This window comes from Psychrobacter sp. M13 (assembly GCF_030718935.1).
Classification (GTDB): domain Bacteria; phylum Pseudomonadota; class Gammaproteobacteria; order Pseudomonadales; family Moraxellaceae; genus Psychrobacter; species Psychrobacter immobilis_G.
Map to the genome: position 1 here is coordinate 711034 of NZ_CP132194.1, position 14927 is coordinate 725960.

The 14927-nt window shown below is 43.4% G+C and carries 13 protein-coding genes; 8 read left to right on the forward strand and 5 right to left on the reverse strand.

Annotated elements, in window-relative coordinates; all coding sequences use genetic code 11:
• Positions 1-160: 160 nt before the first annotated feature.
• Positions 161-1144, reverse strand: coding sequence for a class 1 fructose-bisphosphatase (locus Q9G97_RS03130; RefSeq protein WP_305899678.1), 984 nt, complete (start codon positions 1142-1144; stop codon positions 161-163).
• A 441-nt stretch (positions 1145-1585) separates the two neighbouring features.
• Here Q9G97_RS03130 and Q9G97_RS03135 point away from each other — a divergent pair, with 441 nt between their 5' ends.
• The 3 genes from Q9G97_RS03135 to Q9G97_RS03145 all read left to right on the forward strand — a co-directional run bounded on the left by Q9G97_RS03135 (position 1586) and on the right by Q9G97_RS03145 (position 4457).
• Positions 1586-2668 (forward strand): aspartate carbamoyltransferase catalytic subunit, encoded by a 1083-nt coding sequence (locus tag Q9G97_RS03135; RefSeq protein ID WP_201572191.1) that lies wholly within the window; start codon positions 1586-1588, stop codon positions 2666-2668.
• A gap of 108 nt (positions 2669-2776) precedes the next feature.
• Positions 2777-3958, forward strand: a complete 1182-nt coding sequence (locus tag Q9G97_RS03140) for a dihydroorotase (protein ID WP_201573720.1) — start codon at positions 2777-2779, stop codon at positions 3956-3958.
• Complete coding sequence (locus tag Q9G97_RS03145; RefSeq protein WP_305899679.1) at positions 3951-4457, forward strand: DUF2127 domain-containing protein; 507 nt, start codon at positions 3951-3953, stop codon at positions 4455-4457. The genes Q9G97_RS03140 and Q9G97_RS03145 overlap by 8 nt, the downstream gene beginning before the upstream one ends.
• Before the next feature lie 18 nt (positions 4458-4475).
• Here the strand turns inward: Q9G97_RS03145 and Q9G97_RS03150 are convergent, their stop codons facing one another.
• The 3 genes from Q9G97_RS03150 to Q9G97_RS03160 form a co-directional block, all read right to left on the reverse strand.
• The gene (locus Q9G97_RS03150; protein WP_201572195.1) at positions 4476-5747 is read right to left on the reverse strand and encodes a sodium:proton antiporter; all 1272 of its coding nucleotides are present in this window, start codon (positions 5745-5747) and stop codon (positions 4476-4478) included.
• Between the two features lie 50 nt (positions 5748-5797).
• Positions 5798-7411: a DUF2254 domain-containing protein gene (locus tag Q9G97_RS03155; RefSeq protein ID WP_305899680.1), complete on the reverse strand. Its 1614-nt coding sequence runs from the start codon at positions 7409-7411 to the stop codon at positions 5798-5800.
• Between the two features lie 110 nt (positions 7412-7521).
• Positions 7522-9060: a YihY/virulence factor BrkB family protein gene (locus Q9G97_RS03160; protein WP_305899681.1), complete on the reverse strand. Its 1539-nt coding sequence runs from the start codon at positions 9058-9060 to the stop codon at positions 7522-7524.
• A gap of 286 nt (positions 9061-9346) precedes the next feature.
• Here Q9G97_RS03160 and wrbA point away from each other — a divergent pair, with 286 nt between their 5' ends.
• Both wrbA and Q9G97_RS03170 read left to right on the forward strand, forming a co-directional pair.
• On the forward strand, positions 9347-9964 hold the full coding sequence (gene wrbA / locus Q9G97_RS03165) for an NAD(P)H:quinone oxidoreductase (protein WP_201572208.1): 618 nt from the start codon (positions 9347-9349) through the stop codon (positions 9962-9964).
• A 66-nt stretch (positions 9965-10030) separates the two neighbouring features.
• Positions 10031-10570 (forward strand): hypothetical protein, encoded by a 540-nt coding sequence (locus tag Q9G97_RS03170; RefSeq protein WP_318281993.1) that lies wholly within the window; start codon positions 10031-10033, stop codon positions 10568-10570.
• 88 nt (positions 10571-10658) lie between these two features.
• Here the strand turns inward: Q9G97_RS03170 and Q9G97_RS03175 are convergent, their stop codons facing one another.
• Positions 10659-11390 carry a DUF3108 domain-containing protein gene (locus Q9G97_RS03175; protein WP_201572210.1) on the reverse strand — a complete coding sequence of 244 codons (732 nt, stop codon included), beginning with the start codon at positions 11388-11390 and terminating at the stop codon, positions 10659-10661.
• A 122-nt stretch (positions 11391-11512) separates the two neighbouring features.
• Here Q9G97_RS03175 and Q9G97_RS03180 point away from each other — a divergent pair, with 122 nt between their 5' ends.
• The 3 genes from Q9G97_RS03180 (at position 11513) to groL (ending at position 14867) form a co-directional block, all read left to right on the forward strand.
• Positions 11513-12394 (forward strand): IS982 family transposase, encoded by an 882-nt coding sequence (locus tag Q9G97_RS03180; RefSeq protein ID WP_305898643.1) that lies wholly within the window; start codon positions 11513-11515, stop codon positions 12392-12394.
• 481 nt (positions 12395-12875) lie between these two features.
• Entirely contained in the window at positions 12876-13166 is a 291-nt protein-coding gene (locus Q9G97_RS03185; protein ID WP_201572212.1) for a co-chaperone GroES, read from the forward strand.
• A 54-nt stretch (positions 13167-13220) separates the two neighbouring features.
• Positions 13221-14867 (forward strand): chaperonin GroEL, encoded by a 1647-nt coding sequence (gene groL / locus Q9G97_RS03190; RefSeq protein ID WP_305899682.1) that lies wholly within the window; start codon positions 13221-13223, stop codon positions 14865-14867.
• Positions 14868-14927 lie beyond the last annotated feature (60 nt).

Sequence of the window (14927 nt, forward strand, 5' to 3'; positions counted from 1 at the left end):
TGTCCTTGCAGGCTGATGCTAAAATTGTTCTATTCGTTATAAAAATATAGCCAATACAATAAGCATTACCTGCGATTTTTACTTAGACTAGAACCATTTTAGCTATCAGCAGTGCTCATTTATGAATGTTCAACAGACCCTGAGACTAATAGCAAAAAGGCTATTTAGCCGCATGTTGCAAATGTAAGTCTTTGACATAAGCCACTTCGTTTTTGCTGCCAAGTACAACAGGCACACGCTGATGGATATCGTTAGGCTCGATATCTAAGATACGATTAACAGCATCCGTTGCACCGCCACCTGCGCGTTCAATCAGTAAGCTCATCGGATTGGCTTCATACATCAGACGCAGCTTGCCTGCCTTGTGCGCGTATTTAGTATCAAAGGGATAAGTAAATAATCCACCGCGACAAAGGATACGATGCACGTCACCGACCATAGCCGCGACCCAGCGAGTATTAAAGTCGCGTCCGCGAACCCCTGCCTCGCCATCGATTAACTCATCGATATACTGCTGCATAGGCGCACGCCAATAGCGATAGTTTGAGCTGTTGATAGAATACTCACTGGTGTCAGCGTCGATTTGTATTTTTTCTTCAATAAGGACATAGTCGCCACTATCAGGATCTAAGCTAAACATAGCCACATCGTTTGCTATGGTCAGCGCGAGCATAGTGGAGGTGCCGTACAGTAAATAACCTGCTGCCAGTTGTTGATTACCCGCTTGCAAAAAGTCTTTATCTACGCTGATTTGACCTTGGCGCTGGTAGGGTAGGATTGAGAAGATAGTGCCAACTGCCATGTTAATATCGATATTTGATGAGCCATCTAAAGGATCAAATAATACTAGCAAGCTACCATCAGCATGAGCAGGCGTTGAGTTGTCCAACTCCTCCGAGGCTACCCCAGCACAATGCGCGTTACTCGCTAAAGCGTCTAATAGTAAGTCATTGGCTAGGACATCGAGCTTTTTTTGCTCCTCGCCTTGCACGTTCTGATTACCAGCCTCGCCTAAGATGTCAGCTAATGCACCGCGTCGCAGGAGTTGGGCAATCGTTTTACCGACCTCAGTAATAGTAGCAATCGTCTCGTTCACAGCAGTATTAGTCGAGTGATTATTTAGATATTGAGTCAAAGTGGTCATAAACTTTCCTAGTCAGTAGGATTATAATAAAATTTTGATAAGCGCTATGGTTTTGGCAGGTGCTGTCAGCTGAACACGGTTATTGAGTGATCATTAATGACTGATCGCTGGCAATATACCTAATACACCTAACGGGTGCAAATGAGATGCTACGCTATAGTCAAGGAATTTTAAAATTACTACAAGGCGACCGACCGCAGATAGTACAATAAGTATATCTAGGGTGGGCAACACCGTAGCGGTTTAAAAGTACTCCGACTATATCTTTGTCAGTACGGTAAAATCAGCTACACTATAGCTAATATTGATAAGCTTATAAAGTCCATTAGCAATTATTAGTAAAACAGGTTCGATACAATTTGAGCGTAGTTTTGCTGTTTATTGCCGATAGTATGAGCCATCAATTGCCCTAAACTAAACCAACAATAAAGACTTGCCATTATGCCAAATTCTAACAGTAGTCGTGTAAATAATACGGTATTACCTTCTGAACATGCCAAGTTTGATCCAGAAACTATTCATCAGCGGCTCAATACTTCGCTGAGCCTGCCACAGCTCAATAGTGATGGTAGTATAAGGCATTTTTTGGGAGTAGAAGGCTTAAATAAGGCGCAATTGCAAGCGATCATTGCCAAGGCTGAAACCTTTATTGATGAAAATGGTCAATTGATCAACCGTCCTGAGCTAGAGGGCTGTACAGTGATGAATCTGTTTTTTGAGCCTTCAACGCGTACACGTACTACGTTTGAAGTAGCAGAAAAGCGGCTCGGCGCGAATGTGCTAAATCTCGATATTGCTAGCTCTAGTGCCAAAAAAGGTGAGAGCTTGCGTGATACGCTATGGAACTTGCAGGCGATGACCGCTGATATCTTTGTCGTGCGTCATTCGGCCTCTGGTGCGGCGCACTTTATGGCGACTGAGGTGACGCCAAATATTGCTATTATCAATGGCGGTGATGGCTGGCATGCGCATCCTACCCAAGGCATGCTCGATATGCTAACTATTCACCGTGAAGCCCCGCGCCCGTTCGAAGAGCTATCAGTAGCTATCATTGGTGATGTGAAGCATTCGCGTGTTGCTCGCTCCGATATCAGTGCGCTGCAAACGCTTGGGGTCAAAGATATTCGGGTGATTGCACCGCGTACCTTGTTACCTAAAGGTATTGAACGTTTTGGTGTCACTGTTTATGAAGATATGAATGATTGTGTGCGAGACTGTGATGTCATTATGGGGCTTAGAATACAAAATGAGCGTATTGGCTCGCCGCTATTGGCTTCATCAAACGAGTATTATAAGCAATATGGTATTACTCCTGAGCGCGTAGCACTGGCTAAGCCTGATGCCTTGATTATGCATCCAGGACCGATGAATCGCGGGGTTGAAATCGCCTCTAGTGTGGCAGACGGGCCACAGTCAGTGATTCTTAGACAAGTCAGTAATGGCGTTGCCATTCGTATGGCAGTATTGTCCATGGCTATGGAGGGACAGCGTTTTCATCAGGCGCTTTCATCAAGTGCTAAATAGCTAATATTTGGATAGCTAGTATGTAGATACGCTGTTTTATTCTTATTTACACCCTTTATTGATACGGTAATAACGCTCATGACTAACGTTACAAATTCAGATACTAAGATGCACGATTTACTTCCAGAAGCCTTTAAAAAAGCATTGTCAAAAACGACTAGCGCTCAATTAGCAAAACTGACCGATGAGCGTGAGACTTGGCTACTACCTCCACTAGTCGATCTGTGCGCGCGTTTGCGTGAGCCTGGGTTACAGCAGCATGGCACCTTGGCATCTGAAGGTCGTGCGGCGCGCGCTAATGGGTTTTTGCATGTGGTGACGCCACCTGATACCAATCCTATATTAGAAAATGGCTCATTATTAAAAGGTCTGCGTGAGCGTGCACTAGACGATGGCGGGATTTATCTGCATATTTTAGGCGCATTGACCGAAGGTTTAAAAGGGGAAAACCCTTCCAATATTGCTGGACTCAAAAAAGGCGGCTGTATTGCTGTCTCTAATGCCCGTCGACCTTTTGCTAATGATTTGGTATTACTACGTACCCTAGAGTACGCAGCAACTTTTGGCATGAAAGTATTTTTCTATCCTAATGAGCCAAGCTTGTCGGGTGATGGCGTCGCTCATGAAGGTTATATTGCCTCTTATCATGGTTTGCAGGGCATCCCGTGGATTGCAGAAACGGTCGCCTTATCTACTCAGTTGTTGATGGTCGAAGAAACGGGCATCGCTGCGCACTTTAGCCAACTGTCCTGTAAGTCTTCAGTAGAGCTGATGCGCTGGGCAAAAAATAAAGGATTGCCAGTCACTTGTGATGTGGCGATGCACCAGCTGTATTTAACAGATGATAACCTAGAAGGCTTCAACTCTATGGCGTACGTATTGCCGCCGCTTCGTAGTAACACCGATCAAAAAGCACTACGTCGAGGCCTCAAAGACGGTACGATTGATGCTATCTGTAGCCATCACGAGCCGCTAAATGCCACTGCCAAAAAAGCACCATTCGCTGAGAGTACCCCAGGCATTTCCAACTTTGACACCTTTATGGCGCTAGCCTGTCAATTAGTACGTGATGAGGTGCTAAGTAGAGAGCAGCTGGTGGACAAGATTTGTCTAAACCCAGCACGTATCGCTGGTATTGATGAGCAGTATGCTACTACAGGCGGTGCGGTGGTGGTAAATCCTAACCTGGAGTGGCAAGTCACCTCCGATACTATGCATTCTAATGGTAAAAACACGCCATTCTATAATCAGTGTCTGCAAGGGCGCGTTGTGGAGACTTTCTTTGGCTAAAGCGCCACAGTACCAATCCAAGTCACCGCCTGTTACCGCTAAAGCGTCTTCTGAGTCTATAAAAGCTGTCGCTATTTATGAGATCGTCAAAGGTGTTGGTGCGTTGATAGCCGCTGGTGCATTAGGTCTATGGCATAAGGATTTAGATCAATGGCTGGCAACGGCTACTGAGACTTGGCAGCAGTGTTTTGGTCAGCTGCTCGCGCCGCAAGTCGAGAGCACAGTAGCGCTTGCGCAAAAAGCGAGTAAAAACTGGACGCTGTTCTTGATATTCATCTGTGTTTATATCAGTTTGCGTTTTATTGAAGCTTATGGCTTGTGGCAAGATAAGACATGGGCGTATTGGTTCAGCGTCATCGGTTATGGGATATTTATTCCTATTGAGCTTTATTATTTAATAGTAAGTCCGTTTGACTGGTTCAAGCTGGGTATCTTACTATTAAATATCGTCATTGTGATTGTGGTTTATCGCAATATGAAACGCAAAGGTTTGATTTAAAGTATCCTATTGTCAATGCTATAACTGCTCATCCTTAATAGGGCTGATGGTTTTGGCCACTCGGCCCACACTGAGTCCTTGCACCAGTATAGAGAATACAACGACCCCATAAGTCAATGCCAGTAGGATGTCACGCTCGCGACCTGCTGGCAGCTGCAATACTAGCGCTACCGAAATACCACCACGCAACCCGCCCCAAGTCAAAACTTTCCAAGCGCCAACAGGTAGCTCAAGCTGATGTCTAAAGGTACGCGTGGTAGTACCGACGACGATAAATCGCGCCAACAGTGCGATAATAATCGTCAAGCCTGCTGCTATAAATAGATTGCCAGAGTAGGCAATCATCACCACCTCTAAACCGATTAATACAAATAAAATCGCATTTAATATCTCATCAATCAATTCCCAAAATAGATCGATATAATGGCGAGTTTTGTCACTCATCGCTAAGGCGCGACCGCGATTACCTACCATTAGTCCCATCATCACCATAGCCAATGGCCCTGATAGATGCCAATGGCTGGCAAGCGCGTAACCGCCGATTACGCCAGCTAAGGTCAACAGCACCTCTTCTTGATAACTATCAATACTCTGGAGCATATAATATAAAATAGCACCGAGCACTAGACCGAAAACGATACCGCCGCCAGCTTCAACGGCTAGCGTATGCGCCACATAGTTGACTGTGGGAATATCGCCACTCGATAAAATACCTAGTAATAATACAAAGATAACAACGCCAATACCGTCGTTAAATAAAGACTCGCCAGCGATAACGGTCTCGATGCTCTTAGGAGCACCCGCAGAGGCCAAAATACCCATAACTGCGATTGGGTCAGTCGGTGAGATTAAAGCGCCAAATAGTAAACACCAAATAAAGGATAGCTCAAAGCCAAACAGGGGCAGCATATAATAGATAGCCGCTGCAATAAGTACTGCTGACACTATAGTGCCGATGCAAGCTAAAATACCAATAGGCAGCTTATATCGTCTCAAATCGCTAACATTGACGTGTAATGCGGCTGCAAATAATAGCATAGAGAGCATACCATCGAGCAAAACCTCAGTAAAATCAAGCTGATCTAGTAAGCTCATCTCATAATCAATCAACTGATCAAATCCTAAAAACCCCAAAAATATCGCTACAATAGATAGCAAGATAGAGATTACCATCACGCCGATGGTCGTTGGCAGTCCAATAAAGCGATGATTAACATAAGTCAAAAGCGCTGTGATTGACAAAAATATAGCGCTGATTTCAAGTACAGTTAGGCTGGTTGCGGATGTCATAAAAAGCTCTTTGATAGGTCTTGATTGATTCAAAAGTAATAAAGCGAAAGCTAGCTTGATTGAGTCTCTAATGCTTTACGAATATGCTCATTAAAGGCGCTAGTGTATTCAAAATATTGATGCTTGGCGTTATCATCATGGATAAACTGCCGAGCCTGAGCACACATGGCTTTCAAGTCTAACATCAACTCATTATAGGCAAGGTTTTCTCGTCCTGCACGCTCAATGAGAGTCAGCTCATGCAGTAAAGCTTGACGCTGTGCGCTATTGACCCGCGCATAGTTCAAGTCTGTAATAGCTTGGCATAGCGCTTTCAACACCATTAAGTCTGCCGTAGCGTAGCGACGTATTTCACCGAGAGAGCTATCGATAAAGTCCGAAATCTTAGGGTTTTTGGTAACCACTGCTAAGGTTGCTATTCGCAACTTATCAGCAGCAACATCGACTACATCCTTGTCATGAGGCAATATATAAAAATGATAAGGACTGGGCGGTTGGCGCCGCATCATTATACTGATACAAGTCGTTAGTGACTGCACGCAGTTCACTGCCGTTTTTGGATCATTAATACCAGGGGATAGGGCACGGACAGCAATTTCAGTCATTTGCCCTAAACTGTATGCAATATCATCGGAATGAGAGAGTCTAGGCTCGATCTCGATACCCGCCGCAAAGCGTTGCCAGAATAAGCCATCGGGTGCTCTTGGCATGACAGCCAGATGTGAGGTTTTGGTTTTTTGTAAGAAGCTTATGTGATCGGCAGGACGCTGATAAAAGTATCCTATAATATTATGATCAGTGACAAAGTCGCCAAGATTAGTATGCAGCTTTATGACGCCGCCATAGTCAGTGGCTAGGGCAGTTAGTGTCTCTATATATATCTGATGTAAATATCCTGCGGTAGGGGCATAGATCGACGTTGCCGACCAATCAAGATATTGCACGACATCTTTATCTTTTGTATCGCGCTGATGCTGAATATCACAATGATCACTATACCAATAATGAATATTCTTAATAGCTTCATTGCTCGCACCCTCAATGACGTGAGATGCCTGAATAGCATGCACCATATGCTGTACGAAATATACCAATAGTAAGGCACACATGATGGCTAAGATAATAGCAAAAGTAACGGCTAATTGTGGCACGCCAAAATCAACGTCAAACTTATGGATGGACTTGAGTACCAATAGGCTATAGCTAAAAGTGCCTAAGAATATACCTAAGACAAACTGATTGGGTGTATCTGTCAAAAAGTTACGCAGTAGCCTGGGGCCAAATTGCGAAGATGCCATAGATAGTACAGCAATAGTAATCGAAAAAGTAGTACCTGCTACTCCTAATACCGCCCCTGCAATCGAGGTCATAATCGCGCGTGCCGCATCAGCATCACCAGTAAAGGCAAAGCCAATATCTCGTACCATTTCCCTATCAAAGCGCTCATCAATAGAGAGTATTAGAGGTGCTAAGAGGATACCTAACACAATCAAAGCAGTAGGGATAAACCAGTAAGAGCCGAGCAGCTTTTGCCAGATGTTTCTTAAACGATCGGGCAAATTGGTCAAAGTCTCGAGCGATAGCAGATGAAGAAAATCTTTTGGCCATGTCGTAAGACTATCCAAGATGCGTTTAGAAAGCTTGTTTTTAGAGTTCTCTTGCACTGTCGTAAGCTCCTAGTTAGAGGTAGCAGTAATATAAACGAGCATCAAGCTTAAGATTCAACCAAACGCTTATAATGGATCTATTTAAACCCTGTAAATATCAATAAAAGCTACTTAAACATTTCGGGGTTATCAGCTTCGGTGATGATATTGTCTTTGGATAAAATAGGCTGTGCCTCGCTGCGAGTAGCCTTTTTGTTATTGGTTCTATTAGATTTGCTAGGTTCAAGGTCATCTGGAATGATGGCTTCGTGATGGTTGTTGTCATGTACAACAATACTGTCTTTGTCATAAGCTTCAGGGACAAAATGCGGGGTTGAGTTATCGCTATGCACTTTATCACGACCTTTTTGCTCATAGTCATGATCTTTATTGTCCGCTGGCGTTTTTTCGCGCGGCGCGCTATGGACGAAGATAGTCGCTAATGGCAAATTAAGTTGCTCTTTGGCATAGCTCTCGGTGTTCTCAAGGCGATCCACTAACAGGCTAAGCCATGGCTTTTGCTGATTATGCTTCATCTCATCCAGCTCATCTTTGATGGGCAACGGATAGGGTAGTGTCCGATAAAAGTCCCATAGCGTCATATTACTCAGATCTTTTTTGAGTACATACTCATCATCTGCGGTCATCGTAATTAGATTGCTATCTTGTAAGTAGTTAATATAGGTATACCATTTTGGCAGCTCTTTACGGCCTAATACTTTACGCAACTCCTGCTCACTGACCGCATCGCCTTCTAGATGACGACTATAAACCAAATTGAGCATATCCAATAAGCTAAGCAAAGGGTGACGCGGGTAGACCTCTTCGGTATCAAAAATCGTCAGGGTATAACTGATCTCCACACCTAATAGAATCAAATTCCAAGACAGGTATATCCATAATAAGAATATTGGTAGCGCGGCAAACGCACCATAAATGGCCTCATAACTGGTAAAGTTAGTCATCACAGTGCCAAAAACGTGCTTGAGCATCTCGAACACAATAGCGACAATAACTCCAGCAAGCGCCGCACTTTTAAAAGGCACCTTTGCCTTAGGTATAAACCAATACATAGCGATAAAGCCAGTCACCGTTATACCGATAGTGACCAGTTGAATCCAAAATGCCCAGTCGATACCATAGCCACCAATTTGACGATTAAGAAAACTCAAACTTTGCACTGCGCTTGAGGCTATAAACGCTGTGCCCAACACTAAAGGTCCCAAAGTCACTATGGTCCAATAGCGCAATATACTCTTAAGACCACCTGAGCGATCTTCCACCCGCCAGATTTGGTTAAAGGCGCGCTCAATAGTGGTCAAAGTCACAATAGTGGTGACAAATAAAATCATCGCGCCAATAATAGTTAAGTTAGAGGATTTTTCAGCAAAGCTATTGATGTATTTACTCACCTGCATGCTCGACTGTGGCAGCAAATTGCTATAAATGACTTCATAGATCTGTGCTCGAACTGAAGCGAGTGCAGGTACAGAAGACAAAATCATCAACAGCACTGTCAACATAGGTACGATTGACAGCATCGTTGTATATGTCAATGAAGCGGCCTTCTGCTGACAGTTATCTTCAAAAAAATGCCGTATCAAAAACTTGGTAAACTGAAACCAGCGCTGCTGCAAAAAGGGTAGTTTTTTTAAGGTATTATTCATAGCGGTCATTTAGCAGCAGTAGAGGTACGATAGTGTAACAAAATTATAGCGTTAAATTCTGCTCATAATTTGTGTCAAAATGCATAGTTATCGCTTGCTGTCACTATGATATTTAGATCTCTATTGGATAGCTGTTAGATGACTATTAAGCAGTTAGGAATAAACAGTTAGGAAGTCAATCAGTCACAGCTTTATGTATTAGCTGATAACCCACGCATGGTATAATTAGTGTCTAAGCCTGATAGCTATTTTAAGCTTAACAGCTCCCTCAAAAAGGATTTTATTAATGAGTCAGAATACCCCTTATGTCTTAGTGCTTTATTATTCTAATCATGGTACGACCAAAACGTTAGCTTATGCCATAGCACAAGGTATAGAAGATGCTGGCATGACGGCGCGGATTCGCACAGTGCCGCCCGTAGCCCCTGAAACGACTGCCAGCTCGCCTGCTATTCCAGATGACGGTGATCTGTATTGTACGATGGACGATCTAAAAGACTGTATGGGTCTAGCGCTGGGTAGTCCGACTCATTTTGGCAATATGGCCGCGCCACTGAAGTACTTTTGGGATAATACGGTTACTATTTGGCTGGCGGGTAACCTGCAAAATAAGCCTGCTTCGGTATTTACTGCCACAGGCTCCATGCATGGAGGGCAAGAGACCACGTTACTTACGATGATGCTGCCACTGATCCATCATGGGATGATGATTGTCGGTTTGCCTTATGGTGAGCCTGCGCTCAATCGCACTCAGCGCGGTGGTACGCCTTATGGCGCAAGCCATGTCAGTGGTGCAGGTCATGACCAAAAAGTGACCAATGATGAGCGCGAGTTAGCAGTTGCTCAAGGGTATCGTCTGGCTACTGCAGCGGTCGCTTTGGCCAAAGCTGATTGGCAGCGTTAAGCTACAATAATAAGCTATGTTCGTTGCTGTGAGTAGCAGCGCTTAATTAGGAAGTAGATATCTTTAATGACTAATAAACTCTCTGATAATAAAGCCGACTTAGACATATCAGCGCTGCCCGATACTGATCAAGCTGCCGCAGCCAAGCGGTCTGCTACGATTGGTAAACCACCAGCACGCTCTACTAAGACCAGCAAGCCTATCGCGCCTATGCATAAGCGTTTAGTGATAACTTGGCTGCTATGGTTGGCTTATCGATTGTTAGCTATGCCCTTATTTATTAGCATGGTTAATCCTAATAGCCCTGATATTCTCGGTGGTATTGTTTGGTATGGCTTATGGCTATTACCTGCCTTTATCTTTACGCCTGCGATCTTTAAGGGTAGATCTCCTTATGTACTGCTAGTGGGTAGCATGTTGACTTTGGTTTACCTAGGCGCTAGTGGGGTTACGCTATTTGTTAGACTATATGGTAGCGGCTGGCTTGAGATTTTACTTTATAGTATCGATTTTGCTCTACTGATGCTGATTAATACGTGGTTGTTTTTATTATTAAAGCGTCTACCTTCTATGAATAATGTGATCAAGAAACCTCGCTCTCATTAATTTAAATTTTGTTGTAGTAAAATAAAAAGCGGCGCTCTATATTTAGAGCGCCGCTTTTTTTGTAAAATCCATATTATCTAAGCAAAACTTAATTTACTTTGGTTAATTCTAAATCCATTTTCTTACCATCATTGAATTGGCTTACCTTTACAGGTAGATAATCTAAGCTAGGCGCTAACCAAAAGCTGGTTGAGCGGCTATTATCATCATGGATACGATCAACGCGTACGGTGTCAAAAGTACCAGCAGGAACCGTGATTTTGGCTTTGCCTGAGTTTTTAAACGGGGTTTTTTCAATTTTATCTTTTTTGGCCATATAGTAGTTGCCAGAGAATTTACCATTTAGCAAGTCTTGGCGAATTTGTACTTCTAAGCTTAAATCATCAAAGGCTTGCTGTGCCATATTTAGATTAACCGTTTTGCCTTTATAAGTACTAGCCACTTTTTTATTGCCTGAATTAAAGCTGAGGCTGTGAGTACGACCAATTCCAAACAATTTGTAAGTTGTGCTGGCCTGAGTTGGGGCTACATTGTTGCCATTAATGACAAAAGTACTTTTTTGCGAAGCGCTGGCAACTTTAGCGACTAAAGCATTGACATCGTATTTCCAAACGTTGCCTGACTTGCTTAGTGTACGAGTAGCTGTGCCTTTATATTTGTCTTCAACGGTAAAGCTATAATCAGCACTTGAGGGTGCGATAGTTTTTGCGTTAGCGAGAGTAGGGGTAGTCATGCTTAAGGCTCCAATAGCAGCGACACTTGCACCCATTGTTAATGTGGATAAGAGCTTGCTGCGTGTTGTTTGAATAGTAGCGTTCATAAAGCTTCCTTAATGTATTTTTTAATTTATTAGACCCCACTCTCAACTTCGAAAGTGATTGAAAAAAGAAGAGCACCTCACTAATCTATTGTTTTCGACCAAGAATACAATGGAGTTGTGAGATGCCCATAGACGAATTTATCATCAATATCTATTTAATGGTAGAGCAATATTACAAAATAGTCGTCATCAAACCCTTGCGAAGTGCAGGTTACGCGCCAAAGCTAAGTGATCCTGAGGTTATTTGCATGGAGATGGTCGGTGAATTTTTACACCTTGATCAAGACAAACAAATTTGGCAATACTTTACCCAGCATTGGCAAGACTGGTTTCCAGCCATCGGCTCATACCCTAACTTCGCAAAGCACTGCGCCAATCTGTGGCAAGTCAAACAGCAGATACAAGATAAAGTCAGTCAAATTGAAGGCCGTGACAACATTCATTTTATGGATGGCTTTCCGATACCCGTCTGTCATTATGGACGCGCTTATCGGCATAAGAATTATCAAGACTTAGCAGCTTTTAGCTACTGTGCCGCTAAGCAAGAGAGGTACTATGGCTTTGAAGGCCATTTGCTTGTTAACTTATCGGGCATGATTAAAGGCTTTACCTTTGCTCCTGCCAATGTTGATGAAAGAGCGGTTGCCCCAGAAATCACCACTCATATTCATGGGCTACTTGGCGCTGATAAAGGGTATATCAGCCCTAGTCTGACATCGTACTACGATGCTCAAGGCGTGGATTTACAAACGCCACTCAGAGCCAACATGAAAGAGGATAGACCCAAACCTGTGGTAAGGCGGCTAATGAAAGCCCGCCGTATCGTTGAAACAGTCATTGGTCAGCTATCAGAACGATTTAATATACAAAGGGTACGAGCAAGAGATTTATGGCATTTGTCTCATCGATTGATTCGTAAGATTCTTTCACACAATCTGTGCTTTGTACTCAACAAAAAACTTGGTAATCCGCCTCTTCAGTTTGATTTGCTTATTTCAAGTTGAGAGTGGGGTTTATTAGCTATTGTTATAAAGGTATAGGTATAGCTCTTTGCTCAACTCCTATAATGGTCATATCCTGTTACATTTTCAAGAGTGAGCCGCGCTATAGATGTTTAGATGCTGTATGCAATCTTGCCAAAAAGTCTTGAGTCTTGACTATGGGTAACGCCGTGTAAGTAAAGCTACGGGCTAAACTCTAATTATGATAAACAGACACTGTTATTTTGAGGCTGCAGCTTCCTGCTATTGTTCTAAAAATATCACACTTTTAGAGAGTGTTAGGCGACGATGGCCAATAATATTGTTGTAATGTTTTTAGCTTTACACTTGAAGATATCTATTATTGCCCCCACTTTTGGGGACAAGCTTAATAGTTATCTTCGCTACTGTGAGTGTCTAAAAACAGTACTAAAAGATAATGATATTAAGACCGCTACATTAAATAATTTTAACCTCAAATAAATAACCTTTTGGAGTCATATTAATGAATATCCGTCCTTTACATGATCGTATCGTAGTCCGCCGCATAGAAGAAGAAACAAAAACAGCGGGTGGCATTTTACTACCTGGTTCAGCCCAAGAAAAGCCGTCACAAGGCGAAGTGTTAGCAACTGGTAATGGTCAAATTCGTGACAATGGCGAGACTCGTGCTTTAGATGTCAAAGCTGGCGATAAAGTATTATTCGGTCAGTATGCTGGTCAAACGGTAAAAGTTGACGGCGAAGAGTTACTTATCATGAAAGAATCTGATGTATTAGGCGTGCTAGAAGCTTAATAGCAGTAATCTTTATCATATTTTAAAAACTATAAATAATTGGAGCAAATCAAAATGGCAAAAGACGTAAAATTCGGCATAGATGCCCGTAAACAAATGATGGACGGCGTAAACGTCCTTGCAAATGCAGTACGAGTAACGCTAGGCCCTAAAGGTCGCAACGTGGTCATCGATAAGTCATTTGGCGCGCCAACCATCACTAAAGATGGTGTTTCAGTTGCCAAAGAAATCGAGCTTGAAAACAAATTTGAAAACATGGGCGCTCAATTGGTTCGTGAAGTCGCTAGCCGTACTAATGATGTGGCTGGTGATGGTACAACCACAGCTACTGTATTGGCTCAGTCAATCTTGCAAGAAGGCATGAAATCAGTTGCTGCTGGCATGAACCCAATGGATCTTAAGCGCGGTATTGATAAAGCGGTTCGCGCAGCTGTTGAGCAAATTCATTTGCTATCAACCCCAGCTGACGATTCAAAAGCGATTGCCCAAGTTGGTTCTATCTCTGCCAACTCAGACACCAAAATTGGTGAACTAATTGCTGAAGCGATGGAAAAAGTCGGTAAGCAAGGTGTTATCACTGTTGAAGAAGGTTCAAGCTTTGAAGATACCTTAGAAGTCGTCGAAGGTATGCAGTTTGACCGTGGTTATATCAGCCCGTACTTTGCTAATAAGCAAGATAGCTTGACCGCTGAATTTGAAAACCCATATATCTTACTAGTTGATAAAAAAATCAGCAATATCCGCGAAATCGTGCCATTACTTGAGCAAGTCATGCAGCAGAGCAAGCCATTGCTAATCATCGCTGAAGACGTAGAAAACGAAGCATTGGCGACATTGGTTGTCAACAACATGCGTGGCGGCTTGAAAACTTGTGCCGTTAAAGCACCAGGTTTTGGCGATCGTCGTAAAGCCATGCTAGAAGATATCGCAACGTTAACTGGCGGTACCGTTATCTCTGAAGAGATTGGTTTGAGCCTTGAGACTGCGACTCTTGAGCAATTGGGTACGGCTAAAAAAGTTACTATCGGTAAAGAAAACACCGTAATCGTTGACGGTGCTGGTAACTCTGCTGATATCGAAAACCGCGTTGAATCTATCAAACGTCAAGTTGAAGAATCAACGTCTGATTACGACAAAGAAAAGCTTCAAGAGCGTATGGCAAAACTAGCTGGCGGCGTTGCCGTTATCAAAGTTGGCGCTGCGACTGAAACTGAAATGAAAGAGAAAAAAGATCGTGTTGACGATGCGCTACATGCGACTCGCGCTGCGGTTGAAGAAGGCGTAGTTCCTGGCGGCGGCGTTGCCTTAGTTCGTGCAATGAATGCATTGTCTGAGCTACGTGGCGACAACGATGACCAAAACGCGGGTATCAATATCCTACGTCGCGCCATGGAAGCACCATTACGTCAAATCGTGACCAACTCAGGCGAAGAAGCCTCAGTAGTGGTTAACGAAGTCAAAAGCGGTAGCGGTAACTACGGTTACAATGCTGCGTCTGGTGAATACGGCGATATGCTTGAGATGGGTATCCTAGATCCAGCTAAAGTTGCTCGTTCAGCACTAGAAAACGCAGCTTCTGTCGCAGGTCTCATGTTGACTACTGAAGTTATGATCACTGATTTACCAGAAAGCGCTGATCCTATGGCTGGCATGGGTGGCGGTGGAATGGGCGGAATGGGTGGAATGGGCGGCATGATGTAATTTATGCTTCATTAATCTGTAAAGCTTAGTAAAGTAAAACCCCGATAGGCGAGAGCTTAT